Source organism: Paenibacillus sp. BC26 (assembly GCF_900116125.1).
GTDB classification, from domain to species: domain Bacteria; phylum Bacillota; class Bacilli; order Paenibacillales; family Paenibacillaceae; genus Paenibacillus_Z; species Paenibacillus_Z lignilyticus.
This window is the reverse complement of record NZ_FPAD01000001.1, coordinates 2,407,733-2,426,442: the sequence shown is the minus strand read 5'-3', so window position 1 is coordinate 2,426,442 and position 18,710 is coordinate 2,407,733. Positions and strand designations below refer to the sequence as shown.

At 48.4% G+C, this 18,710-nt stretch carries 20 protein-coding genes; 13 read left to right on the top strand and 7 right to left on the bottom strand.

The window, feature by feature from the left end; all coding sequences use genetic code 11:
- The first annotated feature begins 153 nt into the window (after positions 1-153).
- The 8 genes from BM412_RS10510 (at position 154) to BM412_RS10475 (ending at position 9,387) form a co-directional block, all read left to right on the top strand.
- Positions 154-852 carry a GntR family transcriptional regulator gene (locus BM412_RS10510; RefSeq protein ID WP_091217270.1) on the top strand — a complete coding sequence of 233 codons (699 nt, stop codon included), beginning with the start codon at positions 154-156 and terminating at the stop codon, positions 850-852.
- A 33-nt stretch (positions 853-885) separates the two neighbouring features.
- The gene (locus BM412_RS10505; RefSeq protein ID WP_091217267.1) at positions 886-2,016 is read left to right on the top strand and encodes an enolase C-terminal domain-like protein; all 1,131 of its coding nucleotides are present in this window, start codon (positions 886-888) and stop codon (positions 2,014-2,016) included.
- A complete protein-coding gene (locus BM412_RS10500; RefSeq protein ID WP_177245760.1) occupies positions 2,010-2,837 on the top strand; it encodes an MBL fold metallo-hydrolase in 828 nt (275 codons plus the stop codon). Before BM412_RS10505 ends, BM412_RS10500 begins: the two co-directional genes overlap by 7 nt.
- An 81-nt stretch (positions 2,838-2,918) precedes the next feature.
- The gene (locus BM412_RS10495; RefSeq protein WP_177245759.1) at positions 2,919-3,629 is read left to right on the top strand and encodes a phytanoyl-CoA dioxygenase family protein; all 711 of its coding nucleotides are present in this window, start codon (positions 2,919-2,921) and stop codon (positions 3,627-3,629) included.
- A 334-nt stretch (positions 3,630-3,963) separates the two neighbouring features.
- The gene (locus BM412_RS10490; RefSeq protein WP_371264756.1) at positions 3,964-5,823 is read left to right on the top strand and encodes a glycoside hydrolase family 127 protein; all 1,860 of its coding nucleotides are present in this window, start codon (positions 3,964-3,966) and stop codon (positions 5,821-5,823) included.
- 24 nt (positions 5,824-5,847) lie between these two features.
- Positions 5,848-6,789, top strand: a complete 942-nt coding sequence (locus BM412_RS10485) for a glycoside hydrolase family 43 protein (protein WP_091217259.1) — start codon at positions 5,848-5,850, stop codon at positions 6,787-6,789.
- Between the two features lie 136 nt (positions 6,790-6,925).
- Positions 6,926-8,245 (top strand): MFS transporter, encoded by a 1,320-nt coding sequence (locus BM412_RS10480; RefSeq protein WP_177245758.1) that lies wholly within the window; start codon positions 6,926-6,928, stop codon positions 8,243-8,245.
- Positions 8,246-8,769: 524 nt separating this feature from the next.
- Positions 8,770-9,387: a histidine phosphatase family protein gene (locus BM412_RS10475; RefSeq protein ID WP_091217254.1), complete on the top strand. Its 618-nt coding sequence runs from the start codon at positions 8,770-8,772 to the stop codon at positions 9,385-9,387.
- Here BM412_RS10475 and BM412_RS10470 read toward each other — a convergent pair.
- From BM412_RS10470 to BM412_RS10450, 5 genes are all read right to left on the bottom strand, one after another.
- On the bottom strand, positions 9,384-10,184 hold the full coding sequence (locus BM412_RS10470) for a DUF2935 domain-containing protein (RefSeq protein WP_091217253.1): 801 nt from the start codon (positions 10,182-10,184) through the stop codon (positions 9,384-9,386). The genes BM412_RS10475 and BM412_RS10470 overlap by 4 nt on opposite strands.
- A gap of 257 nt (positions 10,185-10,441) precedes the next feature.
- The gene (locus BM412_RS10465) at positions 10,442-10,768 is read right to left on the bottom strand and encodes a YnfA family protein (protein ID WP_091217250.1); all 327 of its coding nucleotides are present in this window, start codon (positions 10,766-10,768) and stop codon (positions 10,442-10,444) included.
- A 164-nt stretch (positions 10,769-10,932) separates the two neighbouring features.
- Positions 10,933-11,115 carry a twin-arginine translocase TatA/TatE family subunit gene (locus BM412_RS10460; RefSeq protein WP_091217248.1) on the bottom strand — a complete coding sequence of 61 codons (183 nt, stop codon included), beginning with the start codon at positions 11,113-11,115 and terminating at the stop codon, positions 10,933-10,935.
- Between the two features lie 28 nt (positions 11,116-11,143).
- Complete coding sequence (locus BM412_RS10455; RefSeq protein WP_091217246.1) at positions 11,144-11,701, bottom strand: Rid family hydrolase; 558 nt, start codon at positions 11,699-11,701, stop codon at positions 11,144-11,146.
- A gap of 25 nt (positions 11,702-11,726) precedes the next feature.
- Positions 11,727-13,331: a flavin monoamine oxidase family protein gene (locus BM412_RS10450; RefSeq protein WP_091217243.1), complete on the bottom strand. Its 1,605-nt coding sequence runs from the start codon at positions 13,329-13,331 to the stop codon at positions 11,727-11,729.
- 377 nt (positions 13,332-13,708) lie between these two features.
- On the opposite strand from BM412_RS10450, the gene BM412_RS10445 reads away from it, so the two are divergent.
- Together BM412_RS10445 and tatC are read left to right on the top strand one after the other, a co-directional pair.
- A complete protein-coding gene (locus tag BM412_RS10445; RefSeq protein ID WP_091217240.1) occupies positions 13,709-13,939 on the top strand; it encodes a MerR family transcriptional regulator in 231 nt (76 codons plus the stop codon).
- Positions 13,936-14,691 (top strand): twin-arginine translocase subunit TatC, encoded by a 756-nt coding sequence (gene tatC, locus BM412_RS10440; protein WP_091217236.1) that lies wholly within the window; start codon positions 13,936-13,938, stop codon positions 14,689-14,691. The genes BM412_RS10445 and tatC overlap by 4 nt, the downstream gene beginning before the upstream one ends.
- Before the next feature lie 38 nt (positions 14,692-14,729).
- Here the strand turns inward: tatC and BM412_RS10435 are convergent, their stop codons facing one another.
- Positions 14,730-15,584: an AraC family transcriptional regulator gene (locus BM412_RS10435; RefSeq protein WP_177245757.1), complete on the bottom strand. Its 855-nt coding sequence runs from the start codon at positions 15,582-15,584 to the stop codon at positions 14,730-14,732.
- A gap of 128 nt (positions 15,585-15,712) precedes the next feature.
- On the opposite strand from BM412_RS10435, the gene BM412_RS10430 reads away from it, so the two are divergent.
- Positions 15,713-16,603: a phytanoyl-CoA dioxygenase family protein gene (locus BM412_RS10430; protein ID WP_256256230.1), complete on the top strand. Its 891-nt coding sequence runs from the start codon at positions 15,713-15,715 to the stop codon at positions 16,601-16,603.
- A gap of 97 nt (positions 16,604-16,700) precedes the next feature.
- On the top strand, positions 16,701-17,117 hold the full coding sequence (locus tag BM412_RS10425; RefSeq protein WP_091220325.1) for a DUF1801 domain-containing protein: 417 nt from the start codon (positions 16,701-16,703) through the stop codon (positions 17,115-17,117).
- 39 nt (positions 17,118-17,156) lie between these two features.
- Here the strand turns inward: BM412_RS10425 and BM412_RS10420 are convergent, their stop codons facing one another.
- Positions 17,157-17,738, bottom strand: coding sequence for a TetR/AcrR family transcriptional regulator (locus tag BM412_RS10420; protein WP_091217229.1), 582 nt, complete (start codon positions 17,736-17,738; stop codon positions 17,157-17,159).
- A gap of 210 nt (positions 17,739-17,948) precedes the next feature.
- On the opposite strand from BM412_RS10420, the gene BM412_RS10415 reads away from it, so the two are divergent.
- A complete protein-coding gene (locus BM412_RS10415; RefSeq protein WP_177245756.1) occupies positions 17,949-18,677 on the top strand; it encodes a DsbA family oxidoreductase in 729 nt (242 codons plus the stop codon).
- The last annotated feature ends 33 nt before the right edge of the window (positions 18,678-18,710 follow it).

Sequence of the window (18,710 nt, the reverse complement as noted above, 5' to 3'; positions counted from 1 at the left end):
GAAGAGCCAATAACTTGGCTCTTTTTTTGTCTTTAATGAAGCAATAGAGGTATACAAAAATGATGATTTTGTATACAAAATGGTTGACGCTCCATCGCCGTACAGCTAGAATGAAGGTGAATAATTCAAGGCGAAGAAGGAGAGGCTGGCGCGATGAATCCTCCCGGTGCGGTCAAACAAAATCTGCAACAGAAGGTTACACAGCAAATTCGCAAAGCCATTTTGTCGGGAAAACTGCGAGCTGACGCTCATTTTGGCGAAGCGCAAATAGCAGATATGCTAGGCGTCAGTAGAAGTCCCGTACGTGAAGCGATCAAAACTTTGGAAGGGGAGGGATTGCTCGAAACGCTCGCAACGGGAAGAACCATCGTTACCGGATTTACTCCGGCCGATTTGTCCAATCTGTATGAGCTTCGCTTCGACCTGGAGTGGAAGGCGATTCAATCGCTGCATAAGAAAGGAGCATTTTCCTTTCAGCACGCCGCTGAATGCGAGAAGCTGCTGCAATATATGGAAAGCTGCACGGACTATCACGGAAGTTACATTCAGCTCGATACCCTATTCCACCGTAAGCTTGTCGAAGCCTCGGGCAACCGCCCGCTCATCCGCATTTGGACTACGATGATCCAAACTATCCTCACCTTGCAAGAAATTACGAACGAGCAGATCGATCAAGCACAGATGAATGAGTTAACCAAAGTACACCGCGCCATCTACCAATCGATCAAAGACGGTACTCCTCGTTTAACGAAGACATTGCTTCTCAAGCATATCGAGCAAGGCGTTGACATCGTAACGGGTATTTTGGAAGCGAACCTGTTGAAGCATATCGATTTCGATGGAATCCGTTAAAGGTTTCCCCACTACTTTCAGGAGGCTGATCGCATGAAAGTGACCGATGTGAAAACAATTGTTGTCCCGATGGCGAATTCGTTCTTGACCGACTCCGTCATCGCGAATCCGATGTCAGGGTATGCGGAGTACAAAACGCGCAGATCCAGCTGGTTTGGAGAAATGGCATCCGTGCTGGTAGAAATCTCAACGGATGAAGGGATTAAAGGCTATGGTTTCGTTGGCGGAGGAAAAGCAGCTTCTGCCAGTGTCATCGCGAATCACTTAAAGACCTTCGTTCTTAATCGCAATCCATTTGATGTGGAGCTGATCTGGGAGCAAATGTACCGTGCATCGCAGATGTATGGCAGACGCGGTCTTGCAATTGAAGCGATGAGCGGGATCGATCTGGCATTGTGGGACATTATGGGCAAAGCGACCAATCTTCCCGTGTATCGACTCATAGGCGGGCAAACCAAGGATCGGATCAAAGCCTATGTAACGGGGATCGATCCCGTTCGCCACAAACAATCGCAGGGCTTCGCGGACATCAAGATCGCCATGCCATATGGGCCGGCTGATGGCGAAGAGGGAATGCGCAAGAACGAAGACATCGTTCGTCAAGCCAGAGACATGGTGGGACCTAATGGCAATGTGATGTTGGACTGCTACATGGCATGGAATGTACCCTATACGCTTGAGATGGAACGCAGATTGCGCGATTACAAGATTAAATGGATCGAAGAGCCGGTACTTCCGGATATGGTGGACAGCTACCTTCGCATTCGCGACAAGGTGCAGTGCATGATTACCGGCGGTGAACATGAATATACACGTTTTGGCTTCAAGGAACTGATAGAGAAGCAAGCCGTTGATATCATTCAACCGGATATTTACCGTGCCGGCGGCATATCCGAGCTGAAGAAGATTGCAGCGCTGGCATCGGTGCACGATATCGCGATTATTCCGCACGGTATCGGCGCACCAAGCTATCATTTTGTCATGTCGACGGTTACGAGTCCGATGGCCGAATTCGTTGATGTGTTCGCTCAAGGCGGGGAATTGATCTTGAAAGGGGAGCCGATTCCGGTTGATGGATATATTACGCTGACGGATGAGCCGGGATTTGGTTATGCGCTAAATGAAAACGTATTTAACGGTGTGAGACCTGTACCGATTTGGTAAATCCAATCCGAATGGAGGCAATCGCAGTGACGATCCAGTATGAGGTTCAAGTGAAGCAAGTGGCGTCCTTCGGGCAAGTGCCGGGGCCGGAAGTGTTCTGGATGAGCGCGTTCGATCGTTGGCTGCCGCTCATTACGCTGATGGGCGTTATCCGCGGAGGCGGCAAAACCATCCTAATCAACTCCGGACCGCCGCTCGATTTTGTCCCGACGATGAATGCATCATGGCTTGAATTTTTCAAGGACGAACGGGCGAGGATGACGGTGACCGAGGAGCAGCAAACGCTGAACGTGCTTCGTGCGATGGGCATTTCGCCGGAGGAAGTCGATTATGTCGTGGTTACGCCTCTCCAGGCGTATGCTATCGGGAATGTTGATTTATTTCCAAATGCGTCTATTTGCTTGTCTAAGCGAGGCTGGATCGATTTCCACGCACCTAAGCATCCGGATCCCAGACGTGACATGGCGATACCGAGTCGCATTCTGACTCATCTCGTTGTGGATGCCTGGCGGGAAGGGAGAGTCCGTCTGTTGGAGGATGAGGAGACGCTGCTGCCCGGACTGCATATTTGGTACGCCGGTACGCATCATCGTTCGTCGATGGCTGTTAATGTTCAGACGCATGCAGGGACGGTCATCTTCTCCGATTGCATGTTCTACTATGATAATGTGGAGAAGAATCATCCGCTTGGGATATTGGAAAATTTAGAAGAGTGTCAGGATGCGTATGCCCGAATCCGTAAAGAAGCCGCTGTTATTGTGCCCATGTATGACCCGGCCGTACTCGAACGTCATCCGGACGGTTACGTAAGCAGAGCATGACCTTTATCTTTACAAAACCGCATTGCAGGTTTATGATCGGATTTCAGAGGGGCTAATCTTGCATGTTGGAGGCGATACATAGTGAACGATAAGGAACGCTATTTATTTGATCTACAGGGATATTTGGTCGTGGAGAATGTACTATCTGCCGAGCAGCTTGAGCGGATGAACCGAATCGTATATGACCGAATCTCGCAGCCGGAAGATTCGATCCTGCAATGGGGCGAGGATTTCCGCGCATTGATTGATGATTCCAAGCTCAATCCGCATTTGAATGAAATCTTAGGCGAGAATTACAGACTCGATCACGAATATGCCATTATTCATCGTATTGGCGCACCTCAGCTTGGACTCCATGGCGGAGCAACGCCATACGATCCCGGTCAATATTACACGTTCCGCAACAACCAAATGTTTAGCGGTCTTACCGTTGTTTCCTATGCATTGACGGATATTGGCGAGGATGACGGTGGATTCAGCTGCATCCCGGGAAGTCATAAATCCAATTACCGTACACCTAAGGAATATCTGGATTATTCGGATATTGGGCCAACGGTGCATGTTCCTCAGAAAGCGGGCGACGTTCTGATTTTTACGGAAGCGCTTACGCACGGAACATTTGCTTGGAAAGCAGAGCATGAACGCAGGTCGCTGCTGTATAAGTTTGCACCGGAGATGATTTCATGGAGCGAGCATAATCGCGACCAGAGCTTCATGGATTCGCTGCCTGAAGCGCAGCGGAGACGATTGCTGCCGCCGGCATCGCCGGGTCATCGGTATCATGGCTATTAATCTGCTGTGAGCCGACCCTTATTTAGAGGAACGCGAATGGGCATTTTCACACCCAATAAGGAATGTGGGATTCGTTAGAATTTTAAATGGCGTGAATTGGTCCCAATAAGAGGCCTCTGTGATTCGTTAGAGTTTCGTTTATGGTGAACGCAGTCGTGACAGCAGAAACAATAGTTCGTTCGTGAAGGCCGCTGACTACTGCAGTCAGCGGCCTTCAGTGCGTGCATGGGCATGTTCGAAAATTTGATAACGCTTACGTGCGGTATTGCGGTATACGGAAATTCTCGGCTACAATAGGGAGGCATTGATACAGTATTTTACAAACTATGGTTGAATGATAGAGAGGATGAATCGAGTGACAGCTGTCGTAACGCCATTGCCTAGATGGAAGAGTGTTCCTTTTACAAGCGTAGAGATTAAGGATGCCTTTTGGCGTCCCCGATTGGAAGTCTTGAAGAACGTGACTGTTCGGACCTGCTTGGATCAATGTGAAGCTACAGGTCGCATCTCTAATTTCGCCAAAGCAGGCGGCCTGATGGAAGGCGAACACGAGGGCATGTATTACAACGATTCTGACTTATATAAAGTGATTGAAGGGGCGGCTTACGCCTTAATGCTGGAGCGAGACCCTGCCTTGGAAGCCGAGCTTGATCGTATCATTGATCTCATTCATGCTGCTCAAGAGCCGGATGGTTATTTAACGACCTACTATACATTGCGAACTTCAGAGCGCAAATGGTCCGATATGGAGAAGCACGAAATGTATAACGGCGGGCATCTGATCGAAGCCGCTGTCGCGTATTACGAATCGACAGGTAAACGCGTGCTGCTTGATGTTGCTTGCCGTATGGCGGATCATTACGATAGCTTATTTGGTCCCGGTAAACGGCATTGGGTAGAGGGGCATGAAGAAATTGAGCTCGCCCTCGTGAAGTTATACCGCGTTACGCAAGAAGAACGATACTGGAAGCTTGCATTATGGTTATTGGAAGAGCGGGGACATGGACATGGGGTCGGGGCAATCTGGGACAAGCCGGATTGGGGACCTGCATACTGCCAAGACGATGTTCCTGTACGCGATATCGAGAAGGTGACCGGACATGCCGTTCGTGCCATGTATTTGTATACGGCGATGGCAGATGTCGTCCATGCTTCGGGCGATCCTGCTTATGTAGGCGCGCTGCACCGGGTTTGGTCGCATACCGTGGAGCGCAACTTGTACCTAACCGGAGGCATCGGACCTTCGGTGCATAATGAAGGATTTACGCATGATTATGATCTCCCGAATGAATCAGCCTATTGCGAAACCTGTGCGGCTATTGCGATGGCATTCTGGAATAATCGCATGAATCTACTATTCGGCGACGCCAAATATGCGGATCTGGTAGAAAGAGAACTGTATAACGGCGGATTGTCCGGGATATCGCTCTCCGGCGATAAATTTTTCTATGTGAATCCGTTAGCTTCCAAAGGAGAGCATCATCGGGTGGAGTGGTTCCATACGTCCTGTTGTCCGACGAACCTTGTTCGTTTCCTGCCTTCTATCGGACAGTATACGTATGCGAGCACAAATGACGGAATTGCAGTGAATCAATATATGAGCGGCGATGCGGTTGTCACATATGGCGAGGGGCAGCAAGTGAGGCTCCAACAAACGACGAATTATCCGTGGCAAGGGTCCATTGCGATTACGGTGGAACCGGAGCGAGAAGAGGAGTTCGTTATTCGTCTTCGCTTACCTGACTGGTGTAGAGGCTATAGTTTGCGTATCGGTGGGGAGAAAGTGTCTGCGCTGCCTGTTCGAGGCTATTTGGAGGTTAACCGGAGATGGACTGCAGGAGAGGTCATCGAGCTAGTGCTGGACATGCCGGTTGAACTGGTGCGTGCCAGATACGACGTCGAAGCCAACCGCGGCCGTGTTGCCTTGCAACGAGGGCCGATTGTATACTGTATGGAAGAAGTAGACAATTCCAATCTAGCATTTGACGAGAGTGCGATTACCGATAGGGATTCGATCTACATTGATCACGAGCCCGAACTGCTAGGCGGCATCACGGTGCTGACTGTAAGCGGCAGAGAGGCAGGAGCAACACCGCTTCGGTTCATCCCTTATTATGCATGGGATAACAGAGAACCCGGCTATATGCAGGTCTGGATTCGCGAGCAAGACGCTACGCATCTCTATCGTTATTAAAGGATTATGGAGGGACTTATTCTAATGACTACAGGAAGCACATCTGCAAATGAAGGCAAGAAATTATCCGGTAATCCGATCGTGCCGGGCTGGTATGCGGATCCGGAAGCCAGAATATTTGAAGGCAGCTATTGGATTTATCCGACCTATTCAGCGCCGTACGATGAACAGCTGCATTTGGATGCTTTTCATTCGTCTGATTTGGTAGAGTGGACAAAGGTGACGAATATCCTGGAAATGAGCAGCATTTCTTGGGGAAGACGCGCGCTATGGGCTCCATCGCCGATTGAGCGGGATGGCAAGTACTATCTGTATTTTGCAGCAAATGATATTCAGAGCAACGACGAGCTTGGCGGCATCGGGGTAGCCGTTTCTGACCGGCCGGAAGGCCCCTTCCGTGACGCGATCGGCAAGCCGCTGATCGATAAGTTCTATTATGGAGCTCAACCAATTGATCCGCATGTATTCATCGATGATGATGGGACTGCTTATCTCTATTACGGCGGCTGGGGACATTGCAATGTCGTGAAGCTGAATGAAGATATGGTGAGTTTGGATTCCTTCGAGGATGGCACCACTTTCGTAGAAATAACGCCGGATCACTTCGTGGAAGGGCCTTGCATGATTAAGCGTAACGGCCTTTATTATTTCATGTGGGCCGAAGGCGGCTGGGGAGAGCCGGATTATTCCGTCGCGTATGCCGTCTCGCCATCGCCTATGGGTCCATTCGAACGCGTCGGCAAAATCTTGCAGCAAAATGCGGAAATCGCCACCAGCGCAGGTCATCACGGCATCATCGAGGTTCCGGGTGCCGACGAATGGTATATCGTGTATCACCGCAGACCGTTGACCGAAACAGATCGCAATCATCGTGTTCTCTGTATCGACCGGATGCATTTCGCCGAGGATGGCAGCATAGAGCCCGTGCAGATTACGTTCGAAGGCGTAAGCGAGAGATTGATATAAGTTCAGGTAGAAGTATGCATGAGAATCCGCGAATCGCCGCGGATTCTTTTTATTTTCCAATCGCTCGAAATTAGCTATACAAAAGCTGGTGAATCGTTTAACCTAAATAGAAATGACTTCAGCAGAGGGACGACATATGACTTGGAAATTGCCTTTTTTTCGTAACCGCAAAGATTCAGAGCAACGCAAGTATTTAAAGATCATTACCAGCGAAGGCATTTCGGGTGTTCTGCTGGCCGGCTTGATCGGGGGTCCATTCCTGACCGGTTACATGCTGCACTTAGGCGCATCGGCCGCGCAGATCGGAGTTGCGCTCGCCATTCCGGCCTTTGCCAACTTAGCTCAAATCTTCACCGCGATCGTCACGCATAACATTGATAATCGCAGAGCATATGTGTTTGGGTATGGTGTTATGTACCGATTGTTGTGGGTGATGACCGGACTTATTCCGTTTGTGCTTCCTCAGAGTTACTGGGTGTATACGTTTATTATCCTGTATTTTCTTTCTTACCTATGCTCTAATATTTCCGGTGTCATATGGGCGTCGCTGATCGGGGATATGGTTCCCGCAAAGGTTCGAGGACGTTATATGGGCATTCGAAATACAATCGTAGGCGGACTTGCTGCAGCAGCCGTATTGTTCGGCGGGCAGTTGTTGGAGCGCTATTCGCAGGAAAAAGGGTTTATCATCCTTTATTCCTTGGCAGCGGTTTGTATGGTGTGGAACGGGTACCACTTGTTCCGTTATCCGAACATCCCATTCGAGAAATCGAAGGAATCGCAGAAGCTGAAGCTGCTGCTTAAACCGCTTCAGGATCGTTCCTTCATGCGTGCAACTTTGTTTCTGGCTGCGTGGATTTTTATCCAAAATGTAGCCGTTCCGTTATTCTCCTATGCCATGCTCGACGTCATTAAAGTGAGTATTCAGTGGGTTTCGATCATCACAACGGTTCAGATGATTGTCATGATGATCAGCTATTATGTATGGGGAAATTTGAATGCGAAGTACGGCACGAAGAAAACGCTGATGTGGACGCTTCCGATTATTGCGGCTTCCTGCATGTTATGGGGAGGCATTGCGTGGTTGCCTGCGATACCGGTGCTGGTTATCGTACATGTGCTGTTAGGAATTGGGACAGGCGGCTTTACCCAGCTGACGTTTAATTTCACCATCGAAGATTCGCCGAGCGCAGAGCGTACTATCTATGTGGCGGTTTACGCGATGCTGACCGGTTTCACGGGGTTTATCGGACCCATTCTGGGCGGTGAAATCTATCATCAGCTGAAAACCATGCCGGCATGGATGGAACAGTATGGATTCAGCGCCATGATGGGGCTTGTACTGCTTGGCATTGCCATGACAGTGGGGCGTGCGATGTTATTGAGCAGTAACCCTGCCGGTAAGCCGGAGCGAACGACTATGGTGCGCAACAAGAAGAAAGAGCTGCTCGGTTAGCGGCATCGAAGTCTATCATGAGCTGTCGCGGAAGAAACCCAACGTTTTATAACGTTGGGTTTCTTTTTGCATTCGGTTTGTTTGAGCTGCACAGCCGCGCTGTTCTTGAGCGAATGTTTGGTTGAATTCCGTTCTTCGTTTATCTGAATAAACTTTAACGGTTGCCAGCGTGGCTATTCATGGAATGGGCAACTTTAATAATTCTAACGGTTGTGAGCCGCGTTATTCGCTGCCATTTAGTCGATTTCTATTGGAAAATGACCCAATAAGCTCGGTGGCAACCGTTAGAATAAAAAAAGGGGCTTTTTAGGGTAAATAAGCCCTGTCACAACCGTTACAGGTTATTAGTTTGCTCTAATGCAGTTCCGGAAAACTAATAACACGCTCAGAACAGCCGGAATAATGATTTCGGCAGCTTTATGGGAGCGGTTCTCATATTAAGGTGCTCTGGGATAATAAAGGAATTACTAGCTTGTGTCTCGAAATCCCATTATTAATAGTTGAGCGAAAGTGGGGTAATTGCATTGCAAACAACGATTTATCTGACAAGACACGGCGAAACCAAATGGAATGTTGAAGGTAGACTGCAAGGGCATATGGATTCCGACCTCACGGAGTTAGGCGTGCGACAAGCCGGTTGGTTAGGAATTTCATTGCAGGGCGTTCCTTTCGATGCGATCTATACGAGTATAAGTCCTAGAGCGCGACGTACTGCTGAGACTATTAGAGGCAATCGCAGCATAGAGTTGATCCCCTGCGAAGAGTTGAAGGAAATTTATTTAGGCACTTGGGAAGGACAGAAATTTACGGAGATTGAGCAAACGTTTCCGGAGGAACATATAGCCTTCTGGAATACTCCGCATCGGTATCGGCCACGCAATGGCGGCGAATCATTCGAGCAATTGCAGGAAAGAGTCATTCCGAAAGTAAAAGCAATAGAAGCTGCGCATCAGGGCGGAACGATTCTGATCGTTACGCATGCCGTTACATTGAAAACGATCATGGCGTATTTCAAAGGTGAACCGCTGGAGCAACTGTGGTCGCTGCCGCATATTCATCCTACTTCGTTGAATAAAGTGGTTACAACAAAGAATGGGTATCATATCGAGCTTCATGGCGATATCTCACATTATGAAGCTTAGTTCGCCGGTGCTCCGGCTAGCCTCTGCTCGAAGAGGTCGATGAGATGCAAGAACCGCTCCGCCTCGCGATACACGTGATCAGCAAGGAGAGGGTGGATAATGCTCTTGATCCGGCAAGCCTCAATGAGATCGCGAGCCGCTTTCTTGAAATCCCGCAGACTGGCAACCGAAACCCGGTTCTGATCCAGAAACTGCGTTAAGAGCGGCGTCGTTTGAGACTGCGGTCGCATCGAGCTGAGATCCTGGGCTTGAAACAGCAGCTGATCGAAATCATGGCTGAAATCTCTCGCTTGATCAACCAGCTTCCGCTCAGACGGATCCAGCAAATGTCCAATAAACTTGGCGTGATCAGCCATAATCTTGAGAAAAAATACGTTCTCGTCAATAATGGCATCCGGCAGCGGCTCCAGCTGACCCTCGTTTAATTCATGAAGACGGTTTCGAAAATAATTCGCTTCTCGGCTTACATGGTCCACTAAGAGTGGGAAGTTGTTGCCGCCTGGGAGTTTGCATGTAAGAATTAGCCCTAATATTTTGCGCTTGTATACCCAAATATGAGATGCAGCCGTACATACCTCTGTGTTAAACGCTCTGATTAGCTGAGGGTCTGTCGTGAGAGGAAGTGCGTTCGCTTTGGCCTCAATCTGTTCGAATACCGAGTAGAATCCGTTCGCTTCCTGGATGAGCTGCGTATCTTCGCAGCGAAATCCAAGCTTAAGGAATAAGGAATGCTCCTTCATGATGCGTGACCAGAAACGGATCTCTTCCAAGGATTGCGTGACAAAGCTATCTGCCATGGTACAACCTCCTTTGTTCGGCTGCCTTTATTACCATATGGGCGAATGTCGGAGGTTAGATGTTGTCCGCTGCTAACTTACTGAAAAAGGAATTATTGAGGAGGTTTTGGATATTGCATTTTTATTAATTTTCTTTATGTTTATTGTTGTTATGGGTTTAATCAGCTTAGATAAAAGCTTTAAACGCAAATTGGCGAATGATAAGAAAATCATTGCTCTTCTTACAGAAATTTCGGAGAAGATAAAGAAGGAATAACCTAGCCCCTAGGCGCCCATAGCATGATAGAAACGCCAATAAGACAAACAGCGGCGCCGACCCAGTCATACATGTCCGGTGATTTGCGATCGACTAACCAACCCCATAGAACGGCCAGGATGATGAATACACCGCCGTATGCTGCGTATACCCGTCCGAAAGACGGGAAATGTTGCAGCGTCGGAATGAGCCCGTATGCGATTAGGATCACGCTGCCGATTATGCCATACCAGAGCGGCTTGGATTCCCGCAGCCAGAGCCAAACCAGATAACCGCCGCCAATCTCGGCAAGACCGGCAATGACGAAGAGTAGAATTGCAAGCAGCATGGTTCATGTCCCCTATCTAATAAGCACAACAACAGCTCAGTTGTTGGCATTAGTTAGAGTATAGTGGGTAGCAGGGTGGGGGAGCAAATATAGAAAGGCCGCTTTCGATTGCTGCTTAGAAGCAGAATCGAAGGCGGCCTTTTAAGTCGATGCCTTAGCGGTGACTACGATTTATTGTCGGTAACGTCTTCTCTGGTATCAGAGACAAGTTCCTTCGCCGAGGTCTTAAACTCATGCAAGGTACGGCCAACCGCACGGCCAAGCTCAGGCAGTTTGGATGGCCCGAAGATAATAAGAACGACAACTAAGATCATCATTAGTCCCGGAAATCCAACATTTTGCAACATGCGAATCATCTCCTGTCGAATAGTAGTATTAATCCTGATTATGATTGCTTGGATAGGCCGCAACCGCTTCGATCTCAATCAGCCAGTCGGCATTCACGAGGCCGGCGACGCCGACAGTGGAGCGCGCGGTCTTGGTTGGATTTGTCTTAGTGTTGAAATATTTGGCGTACGCCTTGAACCAGCCGTCAAAGTCGAATTTGCCTTCCTTGGCAGCATCAGGCGCGATATACACGCGCAGATATGTAACATCCTTCATCGACAAGCCTTGTTCCTTCAATTGCTTCTCGATGTTTTGGAGAATGCTGGTTCCTTGGGCTTCCGTGTCCCCGTAACGCTCGTAGATGGTTTTACCATCTTTATGGATGACAGCCGGCGTTGTGCCGCTCGTCTCAAAAGTAGCTGTTCCGGCAGGCATGGCAACCGCGCTGGAGATCGAGGATTGAGGACTTCCGTAGAACTCAGGCTCATTGATCGGCGTGAGGGGATATTTGTGCGGTGTTACGGCGGCATAAACACTTGCCGTAGCTGCCAAGGAAGAGATAATGACGGTGAAGACGGCGATTTTGACCTTGCGTTTCAATTTCATGGTTCTTCCCTCCCGAATGTGTGGTCTATTCTTTCATGACACGCTCATGTATATCGGTGACGACTTCCCGTGCGGACTCAATGCCGCCCGCCATCCAAGCCGTAATGTAGCTGATATGCTCTCCTGCGAGATAGACGCGGCGATCAGGCTTGCAGAGCACGGGATAGTTGGTTTTTCTTTCTTCCGCGGAATAGGAAACCCAGCTGCCCATGTTATATTTGATCGTTTTCCAGTTCACGGAGAAGGAAGACTCGAATTCGCTGTAATATTGCGGATGAATCTTAGCCCCTTGTTCCAGCGCAAGCGCTTCGCGCTGCTGGAAGTTGAGCGCTCCGAACTTGTCGGCGCTTGCGCCAAACGCGTAGTAGCCGAGCAGTACCCCTTTCTTGGCAAAGTAGTTCGTAGGCGGGTAATAGATGGAGGAAATATCCAAGTTCGTCAGCGTGTTGCCTCCATAGATTTGATCGTCTTCCTCCCAAAATCTGCGCTTGAACTGCAGACCGATCTTGCCGGCGTTCGCGTAGCTGGTGTTGTTGATCGCTTTGGTCATCTCTGAAGATAGGTCATGTTTGATCGTCTTCAGCACGGACAAGGGGATTGTGCAGATACAGAAGTCGCCTTCGATTTGCTTAGCCTCTCCGCTTAGCAGGTCGGTGTAGGACACTTGGACTTTCTCCCCGACATGCTTGATCTCGGTTACTTCCATATTGTGTTTGATCCGGTTGCCAAGCCGCTTCTCGAAAGCCTTCGGAATCGCGTCTATGCCGCCAACGGGGTGGAACATCATCATCTGCTGATCATAGCTGTACTCGCTGCTGAAATAATTGGCGAACCCGGAATTAATGATGGCTTTCATATCGAATGGATCGCGGATGACGCCGGCATCGAGCCTTGAACCGGGCTCGTCTTTGTAGCCGCCTCGAGACGACCCCTTGTAGAACAAATCCGCATCCAGATTACCTTCGGAGCGAAGGTATGAGACGATTTTTTCTTTCTCTTCCGGTGAAATCGGCAGATCAAGGCCCGGCTGATTGACGGCTTTGGCGAGCAGCTCGCTGATATAACCTTTCGCATCGGCTTTCGCGGCACGTTTACGGACACGAGTGCCGGATAAAGCGCCGACTTTCTCATTGTAATAGTAGGCGCTGTCGTTCACGTTATTGAAAGGCTCCATTGGAATGCCGAACTCACGGCAATAGTCCATCGTGACATGAAATTGCGGGATACGCATTGGACCTGCGTTCAAGTAATGACCATCATCGAATCGAGCCACTTGCTTCTGCCCGCCTACCTCTGTCACCGTCGTGCCCCGGCGCACCGACCAGTTGCGACCGCCTGAACGAGCGCGGGCTTCGAGGATCGTACAATCGTAGCCGGCTTTGCCCAGTTCGTAAGCGGCTGTTAAGCCGGCGATGCCGGCGCCTAGGATGACGATCTTCTTGCCGGAGCGGTTCGTCCCTTTCAGATCCCAGCCGGAGGGAGGTGTGTATTCCGCCGCTTTCATCGTTTGGGGTGTAAAGAGGCCCATCGTGCCCATGACGCTGAATACGGCAGCAGCACCGCCGATCTTGCCGACCGTCGTCAGAAATTGTCTGCGCGACACTTCGTTTGGTGATTCTTTTGTTTCCATGCGCTTCAGCTCCCTTTGGTAGATCGTCTGTTCGACTCTGCGAGAAATGTATCATGGATTTTTTCGGAAGCGCCAATATTTTGTTAGAAAATCTAACATCAATAAAATTTATATAGTCGATAGAAATAATGAATCAGATTACAATAACCTTACAGTGGATGCTGATTTAACGCGGGTTTCAATCGAAGCACACGAGAGAGGACAAGGTAGTATTTACCAGGAAATCCGATATTCTGGGTAATCCGTCCCATTGAACATTCCAATAGATGGTGATAACATTTCAACCCAAGAAGGTTTATGTAATGTTTTCTAACATTCGAAGTTGTCAGAAGCACTTTCGACGATCAAATACTTGAAGTCTAGGGAGGCTGCCAGCAATGAATGACAAGGTGATGAGCATTGGTACGGTGTGCGACTTGACGGGATTGACGGAAAGACAGATTCGCTATTACGAAGAGAAGCAGTTGATTTTCCCGGTTCGAACCAAAGGCGGGGCACGCAAATACTCATTCGACGATGTGGAAAGAGTGAAAGAGATCAACATCAAACTCAGAGATGGCTTTCATACGTTTGAGCTTAGAAAAGCCGGAAGGGCGTGCGGGGAATGAAGCGCAGCGAAGAGACGATGACCATCATGTCACATATCATGGAGCTGCGAAGCCGAATATGGCGGATACTCGCCGTCGTGCTAGTGTCGCTGGGAGCAGGATTATATGTATCACCTAAGGTGCTTCGTTATTTGAAAAACGTGCCGCCGGGCTCGGATATCACCTGGAACGTGTTCTCGCCATGGGATGGTATTCGCATGTATATGACGATCGCGTTTGTTTTCGCATTGGCGGTATCTCTCCCGTATATTCTGTTTCAGTTGTGGAGCTTCGTGAGAAGAGGCCTTCATCCCGAAGAGCGGTCGGCAGCACTGCGTTATGTCCCTTACAGCGTGGCCTGTTTCTTGATAGGGCTGGCATTCGGGTATTTGGTCGTCTTCCCAATGAGTTTCGACTTTACTTCCAAAATCACGACAAGCATGGAATTGGTGGAGACTTACGGCGTCGCGCAATATTTTGGATTTATGTTCAATATCGTCATTCCGCTAGGTGTCGCTTTCGAGCTTCCTGTCGTTGTGATGTTCTTGACGAAGATCGGCGTACTGACGCCTCATGGGCTTAACCGGATGCGGAGATATGCGTATTTGGTGCTGGTCATCGTTGCGAGTCTGATCTCGCCTCCGGAGCTCATCTCACACCTGATGGTATTCATTCCGCTTGTCATTCTATATGAGATTAGTGTCCTGCTCTCTCGTGTTGTGTACGGGAGGAGAAGAAGCAGCGCCGCAGCCGAGATTTCCGGCTCGTTATAAGAAGAGCGCCCCGCAAAGTTGCGGGGCGCTTTTTGGTTTTATTCACGAATAATGTCCTGTTTCGTTCGCTGTTTCCGATAATCGGAGGGGGTGATTTGGAATAAACGCGTGAATGCGGACGAGAAATAATTAATGTTATTAAAGCCGGTTGAGTACGCGATGTGAGCAATGGACAAGTTCGTTTTACTCAAGAGATCGGTTGCTTTATTCATGCGAATCTGCATCAGAAACGCATGCGGTGAAATGCCGGCATGTCCTTTGAACATTTTCGTAAAATAACTGCGCTCTAAACCGAGCTGATCTGCGACGATAGGGACAGTTAACGGTTCGGCATAATTATCCGTAATGAATTGAATTGCTTTGGCGATATACACGTCAGCTGTAGAAGAGCTGCGGGAAATCGGTTCGCGATGCGCTGTGTCCCTCATGACATTCGCAAACAATTGATAGATAAGTCCTGTTACCAGAAATTCGGTATAAGCAGGACTTCCTTGGATTTCGAATAGCTGCTGGAAGTGGGCAACGATAGCTGCTGATGAGCTGTGCGTGATGACAGGGCATTCCGGCGTTAAACCGGCAAACTGCGCTTTCGAATCGCTCTTGGTAACGTTGAAACCGATCCACATATAGCTCCACGGGTCATGCTGGTCTGCTTGATAGTACCCCAATTGCTGCGGAAAAAGCAGGAAGCTGTCGTTTTCTTTTAACTCATAAGTCGTATCATTCAATCGGAAGATGCCTCTCCCATGCCTCACGAAGACATACAGATAATGATCTCGTATTGCCGGACCATACGAGTGGCCGGGTAAACATTCCGACTGCCCATAGAAATGCAGATGGATGGGAGGGGCATGATGATTGAACACATATTGTGAGGCTTGGATGTGAATCACGTCTCCTTCAAGTGGGTAACTCCAGATTACCACACAAAAGTGTAAATTTAGCACGCATTTATTCATATACGATGTCATTGATTCTGAATAAAATCAAGCTATATACCACGCCAAAGAGGTGAAGTACATTGTCGAATTTATCGATGGGCAAACAACAGCTGGAATGGAACAGTAAGTACTTAACAGAGCTTCGTGACTCCAATTCCTTGCTTGGGAATGTTCGTGCGTTGAAGCATAGATTGGAAGAGGATGGCTATATATTGCTGCGTTCGTTTCACGACCGTAATGCGGTCAATAGAGGCCGAATGGATATACTGCAGCAGCTGTCGGCGGCTGGTTGCTTGGATCCTCATGCACCAATGGAGGAAGGCGTAATTGGACCGGAGAACCGCGCCTATGGACTGGATTATAAACGTATGCCTGCTTTTCTTGACGTCGTAAACGCACCAAAACTGATGTCTTTCTTCGATGAATTGCTGGGAGGAAAGTCGATCACTTATGATCATAAATGGATTAGAGCCATCCAGCAAGGCGCCAATACTGGCGCGCATTATGATCGGGTGTACATGGGCAGAGGAACACAAAATCTGTATACGGTGTGGACTCCGTTCGGGGATATTGCAAAAGAACAAGGAACGCTTGCGATTACGCTCGGGTCGCAGCATTGGGACAAGGTCAAGAACACTTACGGGCAGGTCGATTCAGATTCGGGGCCGGTCAAAGATGCATTGTTCAGTCGCGATCCGTATGAAATCGTGGACAAATTCGGGGGGCGCTGGGGAACGACTGATTTCGAAGCCGGCGACATCATTATGTTCGGCATGTTCACGATGCATGCGTCGCTGGACAATAATACGAATCGTTATCGGTTAAGCTCCGACACGCGTTATCAATTGGAATCTGAACCGAAGGATATGCGGTGGATCGGGAAAGATCCCATCGGTCACAAAGGAGCCGATTCCTCGAATGAGCACAAGCAAACGATGGCGGAAGCGCGTAAGAGCTGGGGATTGGATTAACAGTAACATTCGTCGATTATAAGTAATCCACTTCGTTTATAATGAGAGGGTGGCCTTGTATATCGGCCAAGCTTATGGCGGAGGAGAGATTCGGTTCATGTACGAGACGAAAACCAAGGAGACGGACAAAAGCGTTCTGGAGTTTATCGAGAATGTGGAGAGTGTGGCAAAACGCGAGGATGCTTATAAGCTGCTGGATATTTTTACGGAAGAATCCGGATTTGAAGCGAAGATGTGGGGACCGAGCATTATTGGCTTTGGTTCGTATCATTATAAATACGAATCCGGCCATGAGGGCGATGCCCCGTATGTGGGATATTCCCCTCGCAAAGCCAAGATCAGCTTGTACTTTGCTCCGGATGACCCCCAGCGGGAAGAATTGCTGCAGCGATTAGGCAAACATACGTCGGGAAAATCATGTGTTTACATCAATAAAATAGCCGACATTGATGTTCAGGTCATGAGAGAGCTTATCCAAAATACGCTCGCGTATGTGCGTGAAAGATACGAATAAATAAGGCGATCGTAATCGCCAGCAACCTCCGTATGCCGCTTAAGAGCCGCATACGGAGGTTTTTTGCATATCGTACTTATCTAACATGTCCCGTAACTCCTCGGCAACATGGAGCGGTGTCAAGGGCATCTTGTTTATGATCCACCATTCCACGACGCCGACGTGTGCGGATAACAGAAATTGAACGGCAACCTGATTGTTACTCTCCTCGATATTTCCGCTCGCTTTCAGTCGTTCCACTATTCCGTTTTTGACCAGTTGAATCAATTGTTCCCGAAAACATGAGATTCCTGTGTGAGTAAGTACGGTGTAATAGAACGAGAAATGGGCTTCAAAATAAAGAAACATCTGAAGAAGGGAACGATCAAGATCTAATCTCTCTTCCGGAAGCTTGGATAGCATGCAAAATTTCATCATATTTCCCAAATGGTTTTTTATCACTTTTTCGAGCAGATCAAATTTGTCCGAGTAATGCAGATAGACGGTACCCCTGTGAATATTGGCTTTATTTGAAATATCGTTAATCGTAATCGCATCGAAATCTTTCTCGGACATTAATTCAATCAGAGCTTGATAGATGGCTTCCCTAGTCTTAATCGTTCTTCTGTCTAACTTTGACATGGAGTTATGACCTCCGTTCGGATTAAGTTTATGAACAAATTTGAACAAAGCGTCAATTACATGACATTATGCGCTATTTTGGCGATTGAGATCGAATGTGGACTCTCTATAATGTAAATCAATACATGTGAGTTAATCAACGGATGTCGTTTAATCTTGTTGAAAGATAAACACGTAAATCAAAACATGACGAAAAGAGGCGGAGAGATTATGAAAATCGAAGTTTGGTCGGATATCATGTGCCCTTTGTGTTATATCGGCAAAACGAATTTAGATAAAGCAGTAAACCAATTCGTTCATAAGGATCATGTCGAAGTCATCTATAGACCGTTTCAGTTATTTCCCAATGCTCCAAGCCATACGGGAAAATCTTACTATGAATGGACAGCCGAAATTCATGGCGGGGGAATGACCTCGGACTTTGTAAGAGAGAGCAACAAAGCTGTAGTCAAGATGGGAGCAGCTATTGGCCTCATTTATAATCTTGATTCATTGATTCCGTCCAATACGACAGATGCTTTGCGCGTGGCGATTTATGCGCAGGAACAGGGCAAGGCAGCGGAGTGGATGTCTGCCGTTTATAAGGCTTATTTTACGGATGCCTTGGATATCGGCGATCATGACACGCTAGCCAAGTTAGCGGGGGAGAGCGATCTTGACGCCAGCTTAGTTCTTACTATGTTATCCAGCGATCGATACAAGGATACAGTCACAAAGGAACGCGAAAACGGTTCAAAAAATGGGATTGGCGGAACGCCGTTTTATATTTTTAATGACAAATATGCGATTTCCGGAGTAAGAAGCAGCGACACATTTCTCGAAGTATTGGAACAGATCTGGAGAGAGGAGCATCCTCTGCAGATGATTGACAAGGGAGCAAACGGCAATTCCGAGGGCGGTATTTGCGGAGTAGACGGCATGTGCAACGTTACTAAATGATTACAAATTTAACCACATGACGAAGTCATGTGG